This is a genomic window from Candidatus Mycoplasma haematobovis (genome assembly GCF_001645765.1).
GTDB classification, from domain to species: domain Bacteria; phylum Bacillota_I; class Bacilli_A; order Mycoplasmatales; family Mycoplasmoidaceae; genus Eperythrozoon_B; species Eperythrozoon_B haematobovis.
Genome location: NZ_LWUJ01000011.1, coordinates 92,585 through 112,695 on the forward strand (window position 1 = coordinate 92,585; position 20,111 = coordinate 112,695).

A 20,111-nucleotide genomic window follows, 5' to 3' on the forward strand; every position below is an offset into this window, starting at 1 on the left:
CTATAGATGAAAACTTCTTCTAAAGAGTGTGCAAAGAAATTTTTTTGTAAATAAGAAGATAACGCATCCTAATAGAGCTATTGTGGCAAAAGAGAAGATCTTTAATTTTCTATTAAGTAATGCTAATCTATGATTGCACAAGGCTATATCAATAATTTGGTCTGAAGGATAAAGTTCTTCTAGAGATTTAATGATTTTATTAGTTCTGATAGTAGCCAAAGAATAAAGAGCAAATCAGATAGGAATTAACATTCAGGACACATGAGTTACTGTAGTGCAAGTATCTGTGCCAAATCATTTATCTGGACCACTCTCAAACAATTTTGATTGTTGTTGTTGTGCGGCTCTAAGAATACCTGATGCTATTACGCCATATACACTTGTAGTAAAAGAAAGACAAACAAGTACTAGTGTTATTCAATATTGTGAACACTTCCTGCATTGTTGAAGTACATAAAATTCTTGCATCAACTTATTAGGTTGTTCTGGTAATGCATCAACAAAGTTTGGTTTTTCATAAGAATAATATTTATTCTGTTTCTTAAGAGTAACTATCTTTGCAATTATTGCACCAGCTGCCGCGGCGGCAAATGGTATGACCGTTATGGCTTCTGTTTTTTTATTACTAAAGTCTAAATAGCTTTTTCCATACAATGCCCCTATTGCCCCTAAAAAAAGAACAAGAAATAATAATCAAAAAGTAGCCATTTGTGTTTGTCTCTTAAGCGCAGCATGACAGCACTTATAGGCCTTACTAGCTTGATTGTAGAAGTACTCACTACTTGCTTCCTCTTCTTCCCCTCCAGCAAATATTTGATCTTTATCTAAGAAATCTTGATCTAATATCTGTGTATCAACCACTATTTTTTATAGACAAACAAATTCTTACTTACTTCTACTGAGTTACTATCTGTTAAGTAATCAGTAGCAAACTTATCATACTTATTCACTATCTTAGTATCTAAATGAGCTATTTCAAGATGTTTACGTAGCTCTTCAAATTCTTTATTCTTATCCTCTACCAGCGAATGTAATTCTCCTAAATGATTAAATTTCTGTCTATATTCCTCTATTAACTCAGGAGTTTTCATAACTCCAAAACTCTTAATAACTCCATGCAATTTCTCTACTAAACTTCTGAATTCAATAATTTCAAGAGAGAAAGAAGAATCTAGAATTTTTTGTACTTCAAGTAAATTCATAGCTTTCACATTTAATTGTGCAAGCTCTTGAGCTATCTCATTAGTTCTTTCATAACTTTTCTTAAAAAATTGATATTCTTCGACATTTTGGCTTTCTTTAAGTGGGGGAAGATTGGAATATATAGTGCAATATTTATTTAATCTCTCTCCTTCTTTAACTAAACTAATATCAATCTTTAGTGCTTCTGCCTTTAAAGAATTAATACTTAATAGAGTTTTGTGTAATGTTTCTTTAATTTCTAGAGAGAGCTCTCGATAAGCATTTATTAATAAGAATTCCTCTGAATTAATTGAATCTAGAATTTTTTGTAATTCCGGATTAGGATTAAGTCCACCCATAGTATGAATAAGCTTAGATACTCTCTCTTCAATAGGGGTATTCCTATCTGTGAATTGCTTTAATTTATCTGGTTTTTCAATTATGTTAACCATTAATGTCCTAATATCTTCTCAAATATATCAGGCGGTAAACTTACTTTACCAATTTGTCTCATTTTCTTCTTACCTTTCTTTTGTTGTTCTCAAAGCTTCTTCTTTCTAGTAATATCTCCGCCATAACACTTAGCAGTGACATTCTTCCTTAGTGCTTTTATATTTTCCCTAGAAATAACTTTGTTATTAATAGCCGCTTGAATAGATATTTCAAATAAGTGTGGCGAGATATGTTCTTTTAATTTCTCTACTATTTGTTTTGCTTTTCTATAGCTCTGAGAAGTATCAGAAATGAAAGAAAAAGTAGGAGCTATCACACCATTTAAAAGAATATCCACTTTAACTAGTTTATTCTCTCTATAGTCTAATAACTCATAATCCATAGAGCCATATCCATGAGTTAGAGTCTTAAGAGCATCATAAAAATCTTGAATTATTTCACTTAAAGGTAAGTCATATTTAAGTACTACTTGCTCATCACTCAAGTAATCAAGCTCAATATATTGTGCTCTATATTTTTCCATTAGCTCAGTTATCTTTCCTATATATTCTTTAGGGATATTAAGTTGTGCTAATACATAAGGTTCTTTAATACACTTTATTTTGGTTATTTCTGGCAGGTCAGAAGGAGAAGTTAAATAAATAGAAGTACCGTTAGTTAACTGTACTTCATACTTTACGGTAGGATTAGTAACAATTACAGAAATACTATATTCTCTAAAGAGTCTTTCTTTAATTATTTCTAAGTGTAATAAGCCTAAGAATCCACATCTATAACCAAAGCCTAAAGAGGCTGAACTTTCTGGTTGAAATACAAAAGAACCATCAGAAAGAGATAGCTTCTCTATAGCCTGTTTAAATACATTCTGTTTTTCGCTCTCCACTGCAAAGAATGAAGAATATACCATAGGCAATATTTCTTCATATCCTTCGCAAGCTACTTCGCAAGGAGCATTAGCTAAAGTAATAGTATCTCCTACTTTAATTTCCTTTAAATTCTTAATATTTGCATTAACCCAACCTACTTCCCCGCACTTTAATTCTTGAACTGTTACTAATTTAGGTAATTTAATACCTAATTCAATAACGTCTGCTACTTTACCAGTCTGAATAAATAATATTTTGTCTCCTTTCTTTAAAGAACCATCAAATATTCTTATGAATACTATTGCGCCTTTAAAGGGATCATAATAAGAATCAAATATTAGGGCTTTAAGAGGCTTATTACTTAAAGGTGCAGAAGGTATTTGTTTGGTTATTTCTTCAAGAAGAATATCTGTACCTAGTCCTGTTTTTGCTGAAATATGAATGGCCTTAGTAGGATCCATTCCTAATTTATTCTTAATTTGAGCATTAACACTCTCTAAATCAATAGAGGGCATATCTATCTTATTAATAGCTACTATTATTTTCAAATTAGCTTCTTTAGCTAAGAAAAAATTAGAAATAGTTTGGGCCTGTATCCCTTTGGAAGCATCTATTACTAAGATAGCTCCTTCGCAGGCAGATAAACTTCTTGAAACTTCATAACTAAAGTCTGCATGGCCTGGAGTATCAATTAAATTTAACTGAATATCTTTATGAATAAGTCTTACAGCATTTAACTTAATTGTTATTCCTCTCTCTCTTTCGAGTTCCATTGAATCCAGAATTTGAGGTTTCATCTCTCTTTCTGGAACAGCAGAAGTAAGTTCAATAAGTCTGTCAGAAAGAGTTGATTTACCGTGATCAATATGGGCAATTATGCAAAAATTCTTAATCCCCATCTATTCCATATCTAATGGAACTAATTGTTGCCTATCCATTTCCACTTTAATACTCTTAGAAATATCTTTACATTCAACAGAACAGAAAGTAAGAGAGATTAATTTCTCATCTATCTCTAAACCTATTCCTCCAGACTTCTCTAAAGCCTCTCTATTCAATAAAGGTTTAAATTTAACTCAAATCTTGCAATTACTTTGAGTACTCTTTACTTTAGCTATATTCTTTACTCCCCCAGTACCCTCTAATATTTTTTCTAAAGCATGAATACAATTCTTACTTACTATTTCAGTGTATTCAGCTTTAGCTCTTTTCCTACTTAAATAGAAAGCGACTACTTTAATTTTCTTTAGAGAATAAATTATTCTTAATTTAATAGTTCTTAGTTTTCGAACTAAAGTACGCTGAAAACGACTAATCATTAGAGCAAAATATGCTTTAGTTTAGTAATATAGCTTTCTAAAGAGTCAAATAAACAATATTGAGAGCTAGATTTTATTAGACGTATATTTAAATTTCCTTTTAAAGAAGTGCTAATGCCATCAATATAGCAAGAATACTCTTTATTAATTGCTAGCTTAACTAAATAATTATTAGGCAATACTAAAGGACTTCTTAAACTATTTGAACTTTGAGGAGCTATCTCTCTCATAGTTCAAACATTACTTTCTGGAAAAAGTATAGCCCCTCCGGCTGATTTATTATGGGCAGTACTTCCTGCTTGAGTAGAAAATAATAATGCTGTACCTCTAAAGTTCTCTAAATGAATATTATTCAAATATATTTCAGTATTTAATAAAGGAGTGCCTGAAATATAGAGTTCATTCAAAGCTATTAAATTACTATTAATTTCAATTAAATCTAGAGGTTTGAATATTAAATTATTTAACTCTTTAAGCTTTTCAAGGGGGTGGGGAAAGAATGATTGTTTATCTTGCCTAAAACCAATTATTTTTTTATTTTCAAAAGCATATTCTTTGGCATAGTGTAAGAAACTACCATCCCCTCCTAGAATGAATAAATATTCAAAATCATTTTCTGAATATTCATGTTTTGAAAGTAATTCTTTAAGTTCAGAAAAAAAAAATTAGAAAATGAAACTATTTTGTACTTCATTTACTCATCATTTTCTCGCTTAAATTTAGCATAATAACACTTTAAACAAAGCACTTCATAAATGTCTCCATCTCCTATTTTGATATTATTCTTGGCAAAATTAGGATCATTATCCCTTAAAGAGCTCCTAGTAGCCACTGAATAACACTGCTCACAAACAGCAGTCATCTTTAATACTTTTGTTGAAATAGACAGTAATTCTCCCATAGGTCCAAAAGGCTTTGATTTAGCGTCTAAATCTAAGCCTGAAAGAATGAAACTAATACCTAATGAATTTAAATAAATAACTAATTCAACTAAAGACTTATCAAAAAATTGCGCTTCATCAATAACTATATAGAATGGAGTTTTTATTTTTTTTATATCTAAATGAGTGAGAATATCAGAGGGTTTTTTGGAATCTATCTCAATAGCTTCTTCTGAATGATTATTCATATACCTAGAAACCACTTTTCCAAAGCTCCTAGAGTCAACACTAGGTTTAAATAATAGAAAAGGAATTTGAGAATATCTAAGCTTATCTATTTGTACTAAGAGCTCTTTACTCTTTCCAGATTTCATAGGCCCACAAATAACCACTATTTGGGAATTAAAGTATGACACCTTTAAACGTTAAACTCGAATTCGACGATATCTCCGTCTTGCATTAAATACTTTTTTCCCTCTAGTGAAACCTTTCCTTTTTGTTTAAGAATTTTCAGATCTCCACACTTTAAGAAGTCCTCATATTTTATTACTTTTGCTTTTATGAATCCTCTCTCTATATCTGAATGAATAAGGCCTGCACACTGAGGTGCATAAGAATTTTCTTTAAATGTTCAAGACCTAACTTCTTTTTTTCCAACAGTAAAAAAAGTCTTTAATTTAAGTGCTCTAAAAGCTAAAGAAATAAGATCATCTAAACAACTCTTATTTTCTCTTAAATTCTCAAGAAATTCTTTTTGTTCTTCTTCTGATAATTCACTAATTTCATTCTCTAATTTAATATTTAGTTCTAAATAAGAAGCATTAATATTGCTGGCATATTCCTTTATTTTCTCTAAATACTTCTTAGAATTCTCACTATCATCAGTATTAGCTAAGAGTATTATTGATTTTGAAGTTAAAAAAGAATAAATTTTTAACTCTTCTTTTTCTTCTTCAGATAAATTCAAATTCTTAACTAATTTATTATTCTCTAAATGCTCCTTAATTCTCTTTAATAAAGTTATTTTGCTATCATTACTCTTTAGTTTTCTTAGAATATTATCTACCATCTCTAAGTCAGCATAAATAAGTTCACACAGTACTATTTCTGCTTCAAATATAGGATCTGTAGTATTATTAACACTTAATACAGAAGGATCATCAAATGCTCTAACTACTAAACAAATGGCATTAACGCTTCGAATATGTTCAAGAAATTTATTTCCAAGTCCTTCGCCCTTAGAAGCACCTTTAACTAATCCAGCAATATCTAAAAATTTAACTATGGAATATGTAGTAACTTCAGGATTTACCACTTTAGAAATATATGTTACTCGTGGATCTAAGAGCTTAACAATACCTAAATTAGGCTCTATTGTGGCAAAAGGACGATTTTCTACTAATGCATTTCCTTTTGTTAAAGCATTAAATAAAGATGATTTACCAACATTAGGTAAACCAACTATGCCTATAACTAAAGACATTTAAATGAAAAAACCTATTCTTATTTCGGGAATACAGCCCACTAATAGATTAACTTTAGGAAATTATTTAGGAGCAATTAAGAAAATAATAAAGCTTCAGAAAGAATATGAATGTTTACTATTTGTAGCCGATCTTCATTCTATTACTATTCCTTTAAGCCATCATAAATTTAATTATCAAGAACTTAAAGAATTTAAATGAAAAGTAGTTGAAATGTATGTAGCTTGTGGAATAGATTTAAATAGCACAAGAATATTCATACAATCAGAAATTAAAGAACATTTAGAGCTCTTCTACTTCTTAATAACTCATTCTTTTTTAGGAGAGCTAAAGAGAATGACTCAATACAAACACTTATCTCAGCAATTTAAAGAGCCTAATGGTACTGAGGCCGCTCTTATGGGAATATTACTATATCCAGTACTTATGGCAGCGGATATCTTAATTTATGATTCAGAATATGTCTCTATAGGAGAAGATCAAACACAACACTTAGAACTTACTATAGATATAGCTGAAAGAATTAATGAAAGATACAAAAAGAAGTTATTTACTCTTCCAAAAAGCTTAGGAGATAAGAAAGGATTACGAATAAGGGATTTACAAGATCCTACCAAGAAAATGTCTAAGACTAGCAAGTCTTATGAAGGTGTTATTTTTATGGATGATAGTCTTGAGGATATTAAATCAAAAATAATGAAAGCCAAAACTGATTCAATAGGAAAAATTTCTTTAGATAGAGAAAATCAAACAGGAGTAGTTAATTTACTAGAGATATATGCTTCCATTAAAGATATAGAATTAAACGAAGCATATGAGTTATTTAAAGATAAGAATTACAAAGAACTTAAAGAGGGAGTGGCAGAAGTAGTAGTTCAAGAAATAGCATTAATTCAAGAAAAACATAAAGCCATTAATAGAGCAGAGTTAGAGAAAGTTATTCAAGAAAATAATGATTATTGTCGAAAGCTTACTAAAGCTAAACTAAGCTACATTTATGAAAACATCTAGAGAGATTTATGAAGAGTGAAAAAATTCAAGTATCTTAACTGATACTGAAAAAGAAGAATTAGAGAGGTGTAGTGAAGAAGAAATTGAGAAGTATTTTAGTTATGAACCATTTAAATTTAGTACTGCTGGCATAAGAAGAGAGACAGGAATAGCTCCTCAGAAATTAAATAAATATAGCTATAGATTGTTGGCTGTTGGATATGCGAAGTATTTAAAGAGTAAATCAGAAAGTCCTAGTGCTATAGTAGGTCATGATAATAGAGAGAATGGTATTTATTACTCTGTAATAGTAGCTAGTGTTCTAAGAAACTTTAATATTAAAGTTTATTTAACTCCTCATAATGTACATATTCCTACTCCAGTACTCTCTTATTACATAAGAAAGTTAGGGCTTACAGGAGGGATAAATATCTCTGCTTCTCATAATCCCCCTAATTACAATGGCTTTAAGACTTACAATTATTCTGGATGTCAAACTAATATTCAAGAAGAGGAAATAATAAAGAATAATATACCGTGCATTTCAAATATCTTTAAATTGGATTTAGAGGACAGAAGTGACTTTGAGTATTTACCTGAAAGCTTTATGGTTGATTATTTCAAAGAAATTATTACTAAATTACCTCATGTTGGAGAGTATCTAAATCACAAAACTAAAGTACTCTTTAGTAGTCATCATGGTACTTCTTCTTACCATATGCTAAAGCTAGCTAATATGCTAGGTTTTGAGAACTTCATGGAATATGCTCCCGAATGTAATGTAACTTATAAATTAAATAAAGGAGAGATAGCTAATCCTGAAGAAAAGGAATCATTTAAAGCAATGATTGAATATGCTAATGAGAATGATATTAATTATGTATGTGCTCATGATCCAGATGGGGATAGAGTAGCAATAGTTGAAAAACAGAAAGATGGGAGTTGGTATTACTTTAATGGAAATGAAATTGGAGTAATATTAGCTTATTTTAAGCTTAGTACTACTAAATTTGATAATCCTTACATAGTTAGTACTAATGTAACCAGTGACTTTATTAGTAGAATCTTTCCTGAAGTTCCTGTCTATACTACTTTAACTGGCTTTAAGAATATTTCAAAAATAGTTGAAGAAAAACAACAAGAAGGAAAAGATTTAATAATAGCTTTTGAAGAAGCAATAGGCATATTACTATTACCTGATTTTAGAGAGAAAGATGGCTATCAACAATTAGCTTACATTTTAAGGATATTAGCATCCTTAAAACAAGGGGGTCTCAAAGATGTATTAGATTATTTAAGAACTAAATATGGTTATTGGAAAGCATTTACTGAATTTTATAGAGTTAATAATCATGAAGAGTATATTAAAGTGTTTTCTGAGACTAAAGTAAGTGAGATATGTTCATATGAATGTGAGAATATTGAGTTAAAGGATGAAATATTAGCTTGGTATTTTAAGAAAGGGGGGTGAATTAAATTTAGAGCTTCTGGGACTGAGCCTAAATTTAAGATTTATTACAACTTGTATGGAGAGAACGAAGAGTGAGTTAATGGGCAGATTAATAAATTAAAGAAATACTTTAAGAATATATTTAAAATTTAACTGCTATCTCAGCAATCAATTTCGAACCAAGTCAGGTTAGAAATAAAGCAGCTTTAAGAAAGGGTTTGTGTGAGGTAGCTTTTATATTTTTTCTCTATCTAAAATTGCAGGTAGTTCATTTAAAACTTTTTCTTCATCCTCTCCTTCAATAACAAATTCAACTTGAGATTGATATTGTAGTCCTAATGCCATTAAATTAATTAAAGATTTAGCATTAGCTTCTTTTTCTCCAAACTTGATAGTCACTTTAGACTTATAAGCGTTAAGAGCTTGCACTAATTTGTTAGCAGGTCTTGCATGAATGCCTACCTTGTCTTGAACTGTGTAAGTAAAACTTTTCATAATACTTAAATATTATATGAATAAAGAATGAATCCTTATAAACATAAAGCAAAATTTCCTACTAGAAAAATACAAAACTTTAACTAATTTAAAGAAATTAGGAATAGCTTTTTCATTCTCTAATATCTTTACTTGTACTGTATTTTACTTATGATTCATACTTCATAGTAATGACACATATGTAAGTGCTATTACTTATTTATTAATTCTCCAAATAATTATTCATTTTTACTTAGCTTTCTTATTCCTTAATTGATCTCTACCATATGAAGGAGCTAAATGAATAATGTGAGCATGGCTCACAGTAATATTTGTTTCTCCTTTAGGGATAGTATTATTATTTATGTGCAAAAATCCTGATTTATGGAATTATCCAGAAGAAACACTTACTAAAGAAACTAATAAATCATTATTACACTCATTTGGTAATTCATGTGTAGATCTTTCAAAGAATTTAACTTCATCTATGGAATATTTACTGAAGAGATTTCCAAATGAAACTCAGAAATTATTAGATGATTTATGAAATATTACTCCAGAAGAAGTAACTTCCCTTGATAACAAAAGCCAATTTTTATTAATGGCTTTATCTGAAGCTTTGAGGCAAAACAAAAAGAAAAATACTTTCAAAGATATAGTCTTTAATCCTCATTGATATGACCATAGACATTTTGATTTTGCTCTTAAAGATCCAAGAACTGAATTTATGGTAGTTAAACATAAATACTTATTAGCTTTTGTGGTATTAGATGAATTTAATAATTATCAAAAAATATTGGATGGAAAGAAGGAAATTAAAGGTAATTTAAAGTTTTCTCCAGCTAAGATAATATGCTTACACTGGGGTAAAGGATACAAGGTGTATGTTAATGCTTAATTTCGTTATAATTAAAATGTGTTTTTTGTCCTAGATAGCTCTTTATCCAAACATATTATTTCAAAATTAAGAGATAGAGAAACTAATTCAAGAGAATTTACTGAAAATATTAAGAGAATTGCTTGTTTATTAGTTAATGAAGCTTTAAAGGATTTTGAGCTCAAAGAGGTGAGTATAGAGACTCCCATTGCTCCTTGTGTAACTAAAGTGCTTAAAGATACATTTACTATAGTACCAATATTAAGAGCAGGACTTCCTATGGCTGAAGCGGTACACTGAATATTAGATCAATCAAAAATTGGACATATTGGTCTATATAGAGATCCAGAAACAGTAAAACCTATTGAATATTATTTGAAGATGCCTTTAACTATTGAAGGTAGTCAAGTAATTATTTGCGATCCTATATTAGCTACGGGAAGATCAATTAGTAAAGCTGTTGATTTAATTAAATCAAAATATAAAGTAGCATCTATTACTATATTGTCAATAATAGCTTCTGAAGAAGGAATTAAAAATATTAATACTGAACATCCTGAAATAAAAGTATATGTAGGAGTTGTAGATAAAGAATTGAATGATCATGCATATATAGTTCCAGGAGTAGGTGATGCAGGAGATAGAATATTTGGTACAAAATAAATTATTAAAGGGGGATTGAGGTAAAGAAGAGAGAAGTATATTCTTAGGATTAAAGGATATTAAAGCTTTCTTAGATTGTTTAATTATTAATACAACTAATTGAAAAATAAAGAATAAAGTAATTGAATTAAGAGAAAGAGATAATTACTATTTTGATTCTAAATTATTGCTCTTATTTATTGAGGCTATTTACGGAATCTAAATAAGCTTTAATTCAAAAGATATCATTAATATTTATTCCTGATATTTTCAGAGCATCATTTATTGTTATTGGCCTTTCATTATTTAGTTTTTCTATAGCTTCAAGAGATAAATTCTGTATTTCTTTGTAATCTTTTATTTTGAGAAGTGAAAGCCTCTTTCACTTCTCTAATTTATTAATTCTTGTTTCTTGAGCTTTAATATAACCTTCGTATTTAACTCTAATCATTAACTTCTCCTCATTCTCTATACTTAACTCTCTTAGATTTAATAAGTCTTTAAGTTTAGAATATTTAGTGGTGTCTCCTGATAATCAAGAAAAGAGAGTTAAATTACCTTCTCCTAATTTGTATTTGGCAGCATAAGAAGATTTAAGTAACTCTATATTGAAAGCTATATCTTCTTGTGCTTTAATAAAAGAATCATATACTTCTTGTTCTATTAAACCTAATTCATATCCTTTCTTTAATAATCTCTCATCGGCATTATCATTTCTCAAGAATAATCTATGTTCCGCTCTTGAAGTAAGAAGTCTATAGGGTTCTGTAACTCCTCTAGTAGTTAAATCATCTATTAATACACCTATATATGCTTCATCTCTTCTTAGAATAAAGGGTTCTTTATTTAATGCTTTAAGAGCAGCATTTATTCCTGCAATAAGTCCTTGAGCTGCTGCTTCTTCATAGCCAGAAGTACCATTAATTTGACCAGCAAAAAATAAATTCTTTATTTTCTTAGTTTCAAGTGTCTTATGTAGCTGTATAGGGTCAATAGCATCATAAACTATAGCATATGCATAACTCTTAATTCTTGCATTCTCTAGTCCTTTAATAGTCTTTAGTAGTTGTTCTTGGAGTTCTTTATTTAAAGAAGTAGAGAGACCTGATAAGTAGTAATAGTCATAATTTCTTGCTACTGGTTCTACAAATATATAGTGTTTTTCTCGATTAGGAAACTTCATATATTTATCCTCTATACTAGGACAATAACGAGGGCCTTTACCACATACAGTACCATTGTAAGTACCACATTCCTTAATATTAGCTAGCATAAATTCTTTAGTTGATTGAGTAGTTTCAGTTAAGTAGCAATAGAGTTGTTCTTGAAGTGGTAATTTCTTAGGTTTCCTAAAGGAGAAAGAGATATTCTCATTATTACTCTCATCTCTTTCCATTAATGAGAAATTAATAGAGTCTTTGTAAACTCTAGGGGGTGTACCTGTTTTAAGTCTTATTAATTTAAGTCCTAGCGCTTTAAGAGCATCAGATAAGTAATTACTAGAGGGGTTTCCATCAGGACCAGAAATAGCATATCTTTTCTCTCTATATAGTTCAGACTTTAAATAAGTGCCTGTAGTTATTATTACTGTTTTAAATGCATACTCTTCTTCTCTAGTTCTTAGTCCTACTATTTCATTCTCTTTATTAATTAATTCAATTACTTCTTCTGTAATTAGTTCAATATTAGGATTATTCTTAATTTCATTGAGAAATCAAGAATGAAATGTTTCTTTATCTATTTGAGCTCTGTAAGCCCAAACACCAGGTCCTTTTGAATAATTTAATTTCTTAATTTGAATCTTATTGGCATCAGCTGCTATTGCTTGTATTCCTCCTAATGCATCTATTTCTCTAGTAACTACTCCTTTAGCAGGCCCCCCTATAGAGGGATTGCAAGGTAAATTAGCAATACTAGCTTCATTTAAATTGAATAAAGCTACCTTTAAATTAAATTTACTAACAATAAAAGCGGCCTCTAATCCTGCGTGGCCTGCACCAATAACAGCCACATCATATTTATTATTCATTCTTTAAATCTTTCATATTGGCAGAATATTTACATTTTGGATATTTAGAGCAAGATATGAAATAGGATTTCTTACCTTTTTTCTTTACTAAATCTGATTGGCATTCAGGACATTTCTTACCCTCAAGACTTAAGTCCTCAATATATTTACATTTAGGAAATCCAGAACAAGAAATAAAGAATGTTTTGTATTTGCTTTGTTTCTTAACTAAAACACTATTACATTGAGGGCATTGTCTATCTAATACTTCATCAGGAACTCTATCGCTCTTTACGTATTTACATTTAGGAAAAGCAGAGCAACCAACAAAAACTTTCTTTAATTTACTTATTTTTTTAGTTAAAGGCGCAGAACACTCAGGACATAACTCCTCTAATAATTCTTTCTTCTCCTCTATAAACTCTACGTATTTACATTTAGGAAAAGCAGAGCAAGAAATAAACTTCTTACCTGTTTTCTTAGCAAATTTAAAAACTAAATCACTATTACACTGACTACAATTCCTTCCTACTTTTTCATGAGTAATACTTTCTGATGCTTTTGCAAACTCTTTAAAGAAAGAATCAAATACTTTTCTTAAGAATAGCTTTCACTCAGTCTTATTCTCAGAAATATTGTCTAATTCTTTCTCCATATTACGAGTGTAGTCATATTTCATTATTTCTGGAAAGTGCTTCTCTAATAAAGCTGCAACTACTAATCCAAAATCAGTAATATTTATTTTTCCTTTTTCAAGTACTGCATATTCACGTTTAAGTACTATATTAATAATATGGGAGTAAGTAGAGGGTCTACCTATTCCTTCTTCGTCTAAAGAGTCAATAAGTGAAGCTTCTGTATGTGGAGCAGGAGGTCTCTTATCTACTCTCTTAATTTCAACATTACCAACAGGATATTTATTATTAATTTTTAAGTCTTCTGGGAAAGAAAAATCTTCAGTCAGAGCAAAGTATTTTTTGAATAATACTTTAAAGCCTTCAAAAATCTCTTTTCTAAAGTTAGCTGTTAATTGATTCTTATTATTCTCAAATCTGTAAGTAGTATTCTCATAAGTAGCTTCTTTCATTAAAGAAGCTACTGCGTAAGTTCAAATTAATTTGTAAAGTTTAAATTCATTAGGCTCTAATTTATTCTCTAAGCTCTCAGGAGTTAATTTAATATCTGTAGGCCTTATTCCTTCGTGAGCTCCTTGTACTAATTCTTCTTTTTTAGGAGCTTTAACACTCTTACTACTTCCTAAATAAGCTTTAGAGTAAGTATTAATGATGAATTCGTTAGCTTCTTTAACAAAGCTCTCAGAAAGATCTTCTCTATCAGTTCTTGGATAAGTAATTAAAGAAATAGATTCACCATCTATATTTACTCCTTCATAAAGTTTTTGAGCTGTTCTTTCTGTGGCATTAGAGCTCATTCCTAATTTATTAATAGCATTCTTCTGCATAGAAGAAGTCTTTAAAGCTCTAGGTGCTTTTTGTACTTCTTTCTTAGGATCATCTATTGAAAGTAAAGTGTATTCGGGAAGTAAAGAAGCCTTTACTTTCCCAGCATCCTCTTCTTTAAGAAAATTAACTAATCCATTCTTTAACTCTTTATGTAACTCTACTTCAATATCTGGAGAAACCTTTCTTAGGGTTAATTCAAGTGTATTCTTTAGAGTTATCTTTAAATTAAATCAGTGTTCTGGAACAAATCTCTTTATTTCTTCATGTTTATCTCTAAGAAATTTAAGTGCTATAGATTGAACTCTTCCTGCAGATATTCCTCCTATACTTTTGTTAACAAAATTTGAGAGCTTAAAGCCTAATCCCCTATCTAAAAATTTTCTTGCTAAATAAGAATTAATTTGATTCTGATCTAAATTCCTAGGCTTTAAAAGAGCTTCTTCTATAGCTCTCTTGGTTATCTCATTAAATACTACTCTTGAACACTTCTTTCTATTCTTCTCGCTTAATATTGAATATATATGTCAAGATATAGCTTCTCCTTCTCTATCTGGGTCAGTGGATAAATAAATCTTACTAGAATTATCAGCAGCTTTATTTATCTTATCTATTATGTTTTCTGATCTAGCAATACTCTTTCATGTAGTTTCAAAAGACTTTAGATCAAAGCCTAAAGGTGGAAATGATTTTTCATCTATTTCTCTGAAATGGCCAACTGTGGCCATCACTTTAATGCCCTTATTCTTTATATATTTCTCAATAGTGGCTATTTTGTTAGGTGACTCAATGAGCATTAACTCATTTTTCATCTAAGAATGCTTTGTTATTAATGGAAGAATTAACGGTTTTTTCTGAGTTTTTGGTTTAATTGCTTTTCAAATAGCATCTTTAATGAAAGATTTAGCTTCCTTAATATCTAATGTTTTATTTAAAGATAAATATTTTGCCAGTTCTTCAGTTAATTGCTGTGTTATGGCTTCATGTATCTCATCTTTTTTAGAATAGTCTTCAGTTAAAAAAGCTCTTGTGGAAAGGGAAGGTTTAGAAAAGCAATGTTGCTTTACACTGTAAATTAGAGAGACCATTATTAATCCATTTTTTTCTAATAATTGTCTCTCTAATACAGTACTACTATTAATATCTAATACGCCTTCATTACTAATATATTGTTTAGCTATAGGCACAGTAGTTAAATTAATATTCCTATCGTCTATCTCTATTTTTTCACCACTTGAAAGAAATCTAATTCTCTTAGGATCTATAGTATTCTCTAATGCTTTATGAACATTTACAAAATCTTTGTAATATCCATCTATAGGAACTATATTGTATGGAGATAAGAAGTTAACTATAAATTTAATATCTTCATTACCAGCACAATAAGGAACTATAGATTTAGGTTGTTTAATTAACAAAATATCATGCTTTGATATTTCGTTCAATAGTGTTATTTCTTCAAATTCATTTTCAGGAAGAGTAATAGTAGCCATTAAGAATAAATCTCCTTTTTGGAATTTAATTTCATGTTCTCCATCATTAATACTTGAAAGAGTCTTAAATAAAGTTTCTCCATCTCCTACTATAGCAATAAGTGAATTTTCGCTATTTATTAAAGGAGCAGATAAAGAATATTCTTCACTCTTGAAAACTTCAACATGCTTATTAAAGAGTTCAGATATGTAAGAATCTGAAATGTGAAAGTTCATGTGGTAAATCTTAGAGATCTTACTTAAATTAAATAAAGTATTCCAGTCATCTTCATAAACACTAACTATAGTTCTGTTTTTTGTTGAAGCTATTGATTTTTTTAAGAAGGAGAAGTTTTGAGCATTAGGGAAAGCAAAGCCCATCATCTTACCTGCGCTTTGAGCTCCTACTAAGAGTAATGTCGTCTTATTCTTAGCTTGTTGAGCAATTACATGTAATTGACTCTCACAACAAGGTTTATTTTCATTAGCAATTAAGAATTCATCTAAGAATACTACTACTTGACCTGTAACCAATTTAAATATTCAAGCATATGAGTTAGGTACAGAACTGGCTGTCTTAACGCCACATATCTTTAAACTACCAATACTTAAATCATTAGAGGGATTAACAGCAATAACATTAGTACTAATGGTTTTGTTATTCTCTTTTTGAAATCTTTCTAAAAAAGAATCAATTATTAACTTTCCCCCTGGACTTGTGTAAACTGGAATATCTTTGAATACTTCTAGGAAGTAGGGAAGGGAACCAATATTAATATTTCTAGGACAACCAATAAATATAGCTTTAACTCTATTTTTTTGCTCTGATAAATAACGTAAATCTGGAATTACTCTCTTAATACCTAATTGATTTGAAAGTTCTGCACCTATTCCAGTATTAAGAATGAAGATATCTCCATTAATTTCGAGAACCCCAGAATATCTTCCTTTCTCGTCTTGACCTCCTAACGAAAAATAATTTATTTTTGACACATTATGTAACGACTAAGTTCCTCTGGTATAGATATTGTTCCATCTTCACACTGATAATTTTCTATCAAAGCTGCAAAAAGTCTATCTATAGCCAGGGAAGAACCATTTAATATATGAGGAAACTTAGTCTTTTCACTTTTAGAAAAAATATCTTCTTTGTACCTTATTTTCGCTCTTTTGGCTTGAAAAGCTAATGTATTAGACACGGAAGATATCTCTCTATACCTATTCTCAGAAGGAAATCAAACCTCTATATCATAAGTTTTAGTTGAAGCAAAACTCATATCATTGTAAGGAAGCTGTATCACTCTGTAAGGTAAATTAAGTCTCTCTAAAATTCCTGAGGCATCTCTAACCATAGTTTCAAGTCATTCAAAAGAGTCTTTAGGTTCACAGAATACTACTATCTCAGTTTTATTAAATTGATGTAGTCTTATTATTCCAGAACTCTCAACACCTGCTGCACCAGCCTCCAATCTAAAACAATTAGAGTTAGCAGTTACTTTAATGGGTAAATCAGAAGCAGTAATTATTTTATTTTTGTAAAGATTAACTAATTGTGTTTCAGCAGTAGGAGATAAATATTTAGAGTCTGAAACTTTAAATAAATCTTTTTCAAATTTTGGTAATTGTGCTGTACCAAAAAGAGTATTTTGATTTACCACCACTGGAATATATTTTTGTTTGTATCCTTTACTCTCATTATGATCAATAGTGAACTGCATTAAAGCTCTAAAGAGCTTGGCACCAAAGTCAGTATAAACAACATAACCAGAACCTGCAATATCTGCTCCTAAAGATAAATCAAATAAATTATTCTTTATTGCTAATTCTTTATGAGAAAGAGGCTTAAATGAATACTGCTTTATTACTCCTCATTCTTTAATTAATTCTTCTTTATCAGTTAAAGAATCATCAGGAATATTAGGAAGTTTAGCCAAAGCCATATGTACCCTTTCTGATAATTCTTTTTCTTGAACGGAAAGAGTTCCAATTTCATTCTTTAAATTCCTAATTTCATTCCTATCTAAATTATCCTTTACTAAAGAATTCTTCTTGGTATTTAATTCAACCAATTTATTACTTAAATTATTAAGTTCTTCTGCTAATAACCTTGCTTCATCTAATTCTTTCTCCTCTACACCCCTTAGTTTGAATGATTTCTTTATTTCTTCAAAGTTTTGGCTTAATTCTTTGTAGCTATACATTAAGTTTTACTTCTCCTAATCAATCTGTCTTTCATATCTTGAGCTTCTTTAGGTAGTTTTTTATTGTTATGAATAAAGTCTATTTGTTTCTTATCTATGGTTTCTATTAATAGTAATGTTTCTACTATTAATAAAAATTCATCTCTATTAGCTATTATTATTGATTTAGCTTTAGCATATTGTTGATTAATAATAGCATTAATCTCTTTATCTATTTCTTCTGAATATTTATCAGAATAAGCTGATTTATATGGATTTTCAGCACCTTCTGAAGGTTCATATTGCATTAATCCTAATTTCTTAGACATACCTAATTTAGTTACCATATTACGCACTAAATTAGTTACTTTGTAAAGGTCGTTAGCAGCTCCTGAACTAATTTGGTCTTCTCCAAAGAATATCTCTTCTGCAGCTCTGCCAGCTAAAGCAGTAAGAATAATTGAGAGTAATTCATCTTTACGTTTTATGAAGGATTCTTGTTTTTCGGGAGCGGAAAGAACATAACCAGCCGCTTTTCCTCTAGGGATTATAGTTATTTTCTCCACTACCTCTCCTTCCTTGCTGTAAAGTCCTGCAATAGCATGTCCTGCTTCATGATAAGCAATTTGTTTTTTCTCATTAAATGATATCTTCCTATTTCTTTTTGCTGGTCCTGCAATAACTCTATCAATAGCTTCATTAACTTCGGCATTACCAATAACTCTTTTGTTATGTCTTACTGCTAATAAAGTGGCTTCGTTAAGTACATTTTCTAGTTGAGCACCAGAGAATCCTGGTGTTTTTCTAGCTACATCTTCCAAGTTAACTGAAGAAGAGATATTCTTATTTCTTGCATGAATTTTAAGGATAGCTGTTCTTTCTTTAATGTCTGGAAGACTTACTTGAATATGTCTATCAAATCTACCTGGTCTTAAAATAGCTTCATCTATAGAGTCTAGTTTATTAGTTGCCGCCATAATAACAATACCTGTCATAGTATTGAATCCATCCATTTCGCTAAGTAATTGGTTAATTGTTTGATCATTGACTCCGCCACCCATAAATTTATTGCCTCTTTTGGCAGCAACAGCATCTATTTCATCAATGAAAATAATACATGGAGCTAATTTCTTAGCTTTATTAAATAGCTCTCTAACTCTCTTAGCCCCAACACCTACAAACATATCATCAAAGCTAGAACCAGCTACCTCTAAGAAAGGTACATCTGCTTCTCCTGATACTGCTTTAGCTAATAAAGTCTTACCGGTACCTGGAGGACCATAAAGAATTACACCTCTAGGTGTTCTTGCACCCATAGAGTTGTATTTGGATGGATTTTTCAAATAATCAACAATTTCTTGTAATTCTTCTTTTTCTTCTTCAATACCCGCAACATCTTTGAAAGTAATTTTGGACTTAGCTGTCTTGCTTAAAGATTGTCCAATTTTGAATATAGAACCACCCCCATACATACCCATACTTTGAGATTTCATGGCTGATCTGGCCATGAATAAGAAAAAGCCTAAATAAACTAATGTTGGTAATAGAGAAAAGAATACTGAAGCTGGTGTAACTCTATGGGGATCAGCAGGATTAGAAATTGCATAATGAACTAATCTAATAAAGCAACAACAAGCACAACACTTACCGTTCTCACAGCATTTATCCTTGCAACAGTCTCCTGAACAATCTTTACAACAATCATCAGAACAACCTTTTTCACAGCAATTACAGTCTGTTCCTTTTGAACAACATCCATCTACTTTTTTTTTGAAAGAACAAGAATTAGGTAAAGAGTAAATTATTTCTGTTCCGTTGTTTTTGTTAACAGTAACAGTAAATGCAACTTTTCTTCCTTTTCCTTTTTCCTTCGTTATTATCCTATAAACATCTCCTCCTTGCCCTTGAGATAATTTTTCGGAATAAGTATTTTCTGAATTTCAATCTGTTTCAACTGTTTCATCGCTTCCGCTTCCATTTTTTGGAGTTAACTTTAAGCCACCACCCCCATTACATCCTATTTTTGTAACTTCAATATTCTTAGGTTGTCCATGAAAAAATATGAAATAAAGAATGGCTAGTGTAGTAGCACCAATTACTCCTCTAATTAATCATGTTCTGGATGGATTAGGATCGCCACCAGATAGACTCTTTATGAACTTAGAAGGCTTCTTATTCTTAGATTCTTCTGAATCTATGTCTGATAATAAATCCAATCATTGAATCCATTTTCAAGTAAGATTCATTAAATTGGAAGAAACTTAATTTTTTTAAAGTCTAACCCTTATTAGAAGTCAATAGTTTTGACAGTTGTTAACAAAATAATTCTTTTAATTCAAAAAAATAGCATCCAAAGGGAACTTAGACACGTTT

At 30.1% G+C, this 20,111-nt stretch carries 18 protein-coding genes and 1 other RNA gene; 6 read left to right on the forward strand and 13 right to left on the reverse strand.

Annotated features, from left to right (window positions below; all coding sequences use genetic code 4):
* From A6V39_RS02580 to ychF, 7 genes are all read right to left on the reverse strand, one after another.
* Entirely contained in the window at positions 1-861 is an 861-nt protein-coding gene (locus tag A6V39_RS02580; protein ID WP_187150099.1) for a hypothetical protein, read from the reverse strand.
* On the reverse strand, positions 861-1,634 hold the full coding sequence (locus A6V39_RS02585) for a hypothetical protein (RefSeq protein ID WP_187150100.1): 774 nt from the start codon (positions 1,632-1,634) through the stop codon (positions 861-863). The genes A6V39_RS02580 and A6V39_RS02585 overlap by 1 nt, the downstream gene beginning before the upstream one ends.
* Positions 1,634-3,400 carry a translation elongation factor 4 gene (gene lepA / locus A6V39_RS02590; protein ID WP_187150101.1) on the reverse strand — a complete coding sequence of 589 codons (1,767 nt, stop codon included), beginning with the start codon at positions 3,398-3,400 and terminating at the stop codon, positions 1,634-1,636. The genes A6V39_RS02585 and lepA overlap by 1 nt, the downstream gene beginning before the upstream one ends.
* Positions 3,401-3,820: a hypothetical protein gene (locus A6V39_RS02595; RefSeq protein ID WP_187150102.1), complete on the reverse strand. Its 420-nt coding sequence runs from the start codon at positions 3,818-3,820 to the stop codon at positions 3,401-3,403. It lies immediately after the preceding gene.
* Complete coding sequence (locus A6V39_RS02600) at positions 3,820-4,227, reverse strand: NAD(+)/NADH kinase (protein WP_187150103.1); 408 nt, start codon at positions 4,225-4,227, stop codon at positions 3,820-3,822. The genes A6V39_RS02595 and A6V39_RS02600 overlap by 1 nt, the downstream gene beginning before the upstream one ends.
* 287 nt (positions 4,228-4,514) lie before the next feature.
* A complete protein-coding gene (locus A6V39_RS02605) occupies positions 4,515-5,117 on the reverse strand; it encodes a thymidine kinase (RefSeq protein ID WP_187150104.1) in 603 nt (200 codons plus the stop codon).
* A gap of 2 nt (positions 5,118-5,119) precedes the next feature.
* Positions 5,120-6,184, reverse strand: coding sequence for a redox-regulated ATPase YchF (gene ychF, locus A6V39_RS02610; protein WP_187150105.1), 1,065 nt, complete (start codon positions 6,182-6,184; stop codon positions 5,120-5,122).
* Between the two features lie 4 nt (positions 6,185-6,188).
* Between ychF and trpS the strand changes: the two genes are divergently transcribed.
* The 3 genes from trpS (at position 6,189) to ffs (ending at position 8,867) form a co-directional block, all read left to right on the forward strand.
* Positions 6,189-7,196 carry a tryptophan--tRNA ligase gene (trpS, locus tag A6V39_RS02615; protein ID WP_187150106.1) on the forward strand — a complete coding sequence of 336 codons (1,008 nt, stop codon included), beginning with the start codon at positions 6,189-6,191 and terminating at the stop codon, positions 7,194-7,196.
* Positions 7,183-8,778, forward strand: a complete 1,596-nt coding sequence (locus A6V39_RS02620) for a phosphohexomutase domain-containing protein (RefSeq protein WP_187150107.1) — start codon at positions 7,183-7,185, stop codon at positions 8,776-8,778. Before trpS ends, A6V39_RS02620 begins: the two co-directional genes overlap by 14 nt.
* An RNA gene (gene ffs, locus A6V39_RS02625) (signal recognition particle sRNA small type) lies at positions 8,774-8,867 on the forward strand. The genes A6V39_RS02620 and ffs overlap by 5 nt, the downstream gene beginning before the upstream one ends.
* Here the strand turns inward: ffs and A6V39_RS02630 are convergent.
* Positions 8,860-9,120, reverse strand: a complete 261-nt coding sequence (locus tag A6V39_RS02630) for an HPr family phosphocarrier protein (protein WP_187150108.1) — start codon at positions 9,118-9,120, stop codon at positions 8,860-8,862. The two genes, ffs and A6V39_RS02630, sit on opposite strands and share 8 nt — an antisense overlap.
* A 16-nt stretch (positions 9,121-9,136) precedes the next feature.
* On the opposite strand from A6V39_RS02630, the gene A6V39_RS02635 reads away from it, so the two are divergent.
* The 3 genes from A6V39_RS02635 to A6V39_RS02645 are packed head-to-tail and all read left to right on the forward strand — an operon-like array spanning position 9,137 to position 10,841.
* The gene (locus tag A6V39_RS02635) at positions 9,137-9,997 is read left to right on the forward strand and encodes a hypothetical protein (RefSeq protein ID WP_187150109.1); all 861 of its coding nucleotides are present in this window, start codon (positions 9,137-9,139) and stop codon (positions 9,995-9,997) included.
* A gap of 18 nt (positions 9,998-10,015) precedes the next feature.
* Positions 10,016-10,639 (forward strand): uracil phosphoribosyltransferase, encoded by a 624-nt coding sequence (upp, locus tag A6V39_RS02640; RefSeq protein ID WP_187150110.1) that lies wholly within the window; start codon positions 10,016-10,018, stop codon positions 10,637-10,639.
* Positions 10,608-10,841 (forward strand): hypothetical protein, encoded by a 234-nt coding sequence (locus A6V39_RS02645; RefSeq protein WP_187150111.1) that lies wholly within the window; start codon positions 10,608-10,610, stop codon positions 10,839-10,841. The genes upp and A6V39_RS02645 overlap by 32 nt, the downstream gene beginning before the upstream one ends.
* On the opposite strand, the gene mnmG is transcribed toward A6V39_RS02645, so the two are convergent.
* From mnmG to ftsH, 5 genes are read right to left on the reverse strand one after another with little or no spacing between them, the layout of a single operon-like run.
* Complete coding sequence (mnmG, locus tag A6V39_RS02650) at positions 10,812-12,647, reverse strand: tRNA uridine-5-carboxymethylaminomethyl(34) synthesis enzyme MnmG (protein ID WP_187150112.1); 1,836 nt, start codon at positions 12,645-12,647, stop codon at positions 10,812-10,814. The two genes, A6V39_RS02645 and mnmG, sit on opposite strands and share 30 nt — an antisense overlap.
* Positions 12,640-14,883: a type I DNA topoisomerase gene (topA, locus tag A6V39_RS02655; protein ID WP_245633493.1), complete on the reverse strand. Its 2,244-nt coding sequence runs from the start codon at positions 14,881-14,883 to the stop codon at positions 12,640-12,642. Before topA ends, mnmG begins: the two co-directional genes overlap by 8 nt.
* Before the next feature lie 15 nt (positions 14,884-14,898).
* On the reverse strand, positions 14,899-16,551 hold the full coding sequence (locus tag A6V39_RS02660; RefSeq protein WP_187150114.1) for a ribonuclease J: 1,653 nt from the start codon (positions 16,549-16,551) through the stop codon (positions 14,899-14,901).
* Positions 16,539-17,759, reverse strand: a complete 1,221-nt coding sequence (gene serS, locus A6V39_RS02665) for a serine--tRNA ligase (protein WP_187150115.1) — start codon at positions 17,757-17,759, stop codon at positions 16,539-16,541. Before serS ends, A6V39_RS02660 begins: the two co-directional genes overlap by 13 nt.
* A complete protein-coding gene (ftsH, locus tag A6V39_RS02670) occupies positions 17,759-19,984 on the reverse strand; it encodes an ATP-dependent zinc metalloprotease FtsH (RefSeq protein ID WP_187150116.1) in 2,226 nt (741 codons plus the stop codon). Before ftsH ends, serS begins: the two co-directional genes overlap by 1 nt.
* Positions 19,985-20,111 lie beyond the last annotated feature (127 nt).